Below are 1,562 nucleotides of genomic sequence, written 5' to 3' on the forward strand. Positions count from 1 at the left end.
CAACATTAATGCTGCCTGACACTCCGCCTTCGCGAGCAAGCCCGCTCCCACAGGGTTCTTCAGCGCACACAACACTACGCAAGGCAAAAAACATGCATCCGCCCCGATATGAGCTTTCCTTGAAAAACACCGCCAGGACATAACGAATAATTGTTCATGTTGTGGTGTTTTCGTCACATCAACCTTGCACTGCGTCTGGCGGACGCGACCTGATATGAACCCATGAAGCTCTGGAGCAAAGCCCATGAATATTCGTTTTGCTGTTCTGACGCCCCCTCTGTTGCTGGCCGTTGCGTTGTCCGGTTCCCTCGCCCTGGCCAACGGCGGTGGCGGGGACGAAGACGCGCCCATCAGACCCAACTGCCCGAAAGGTCAGGTGTTCGACAGCAAATCGAAACGTTGCGTCCGGCAGACCAGTAGCCTGGTGCCGGACGAAGACCGTACCAACTATGCCTATCGACTGGCCAAGGACGGGCGTTATGAAGAAGCCCTGGCCCTGCTCGACACGCTGAAACAGCCAAATACCGCAAAAGCGTTGAACTATCGCGGCTACGCCACGCGTAAACTGGGACGTACCGACGAAGGCATCGGCTATTACCTGCAATCGGTCAAGCTCGACCCGCAATATGCGCAGGTCCGCGAATACCTCGGCGAAGCCTATGTGGTCAAAGGCCGGCTGGATCTTGCACAGGAGCAACTGCGGCAGATCGAATCCATCTGTGGCAGTACTCAATGCGAGGAGTACCAGGACCTGGCCGAAGCCATCAACGGCTCATCGAAAACCTGACAACCCGAGCGGACGGAGGTCGCCATCGCCAGCGATCAGGCAATACGAACGGAACTGAACCAGCATCTGGCGCGTTTATGGCGCTACGGCCTGCTGCTGTCCCGGCAACGGCATGTCGCCGATGACCTGGTGCAAGCCACTTGCCTGCGGGCGCTGGAACGGGCCGGGCAATACGTGCAAGGGACGCGCATGGACCACTGGCTGCTGAGCATTCTGCATTCGATCTGGCTCAACGAAGTCCGCGCCCGGCGGGTGCGCCAGGGGCAGGGCCAGATAGACGCCGATCAGGCCTTGTCGTTCGATGGAGAATCCGTGGCGCAAACCCACGTGTTGGCAGCGCAGGTCATCCGCCGCGTCGATGCCTTGCCCGAGGCCCAGCGCGAAACGGTGTTTCTCGCCTATGTCGAAGGCTTGTCCTACCGCGAAGTCGCCGAGGTGCTGCAAGTGCCCATCGGCACCGTCATGAGTCGCCTGGCCGCCGCTCGGGCGAAACTGGCCGAATATCCACCGTTGCACACGGTGCCCACCCCTAACCGAGGAGAACATTGATGAACGCGATACCCTCGGACGAACAACTGGTGGCTTACCTCGACAACCAACTCGATGCCGAGCAGCGCTCGCGCATCGACGCGGCCATCGGCGCCGACCCGATGCTCGGCCTGCGCCTGCAATGGCTGGATCGCAGCAGCCTGCCGTTCAAGGACGCCTACGATGAACTGACCCGACAGGCGCCGGTCGATCGCCTGCAAACCATGCTCGCCACACTGCCCTCACC

General features: G+C 60.4%; 3 protein-coding genes and 1 pseudogene. 3 read left to right on the forward strand and 1 reads right to left on the reverse strand.

The window, feature by feature from the left end; genetic code table 11:
* The coding region (locus KGB29_RS25885) for a hypothetical protein (RefSeq protein WP_223616499.1) at nucleotides 1-246 on the reverse strand (246 nt) is incomplete at its 3' end.
* Between KGB29_RS25885 and KGB29_RS25890 the strand changes: the two genes are divergently transcribed.
* The 3 genes and pseudogenes from KGB29_RS25890 to KGB29_RS25900 form a co-directional block, all read left to right on the forward strand.
* Complete coding sequence (locus KGB29_RS25890) at nucleotides 245-787, forward strand: tetratricopeptide repeat protein (RefSeq protein ID WP_150814039.1); 543 nt, start codon at nucleotides 245-247, stop codon at nucleotides 785-787. The genes KGB29_RS25885 and KGB29_RS25890 overlap by 2 nt on opposite strands.
* Nucleotides 788-853: 66 nt before the next feature.
* Entirely contained in the window at nucleotides 854-1,336 is a 483-nt protein-coding gene (locus KGB29_RS25895; protein WP_371319480.1) for an RNA polymerase sigma factor, read from the forward strand.
* Nucleotides 1,336-1,562, forward strand: a pseudogene (locus KGB29_RS25900) (transcriptional regulator); the annotation flags it as partial. The gene KGB29_RS25895 and the pseudogene KGB29_RS25900, both read left to right, overlap by 1 nt.

The sequence above is a fragment of the Pseudomonas sp. BF-B-30 genome, from assembly GCF_019956305.1.
Classification (GTDB): Bacteria; Pseudomonadota; Gammaproteobacteria; order Pseudomonadales; family Pseudomonadaceae; genus Aquipseudomonas; species Aquipseudomonas jessenii.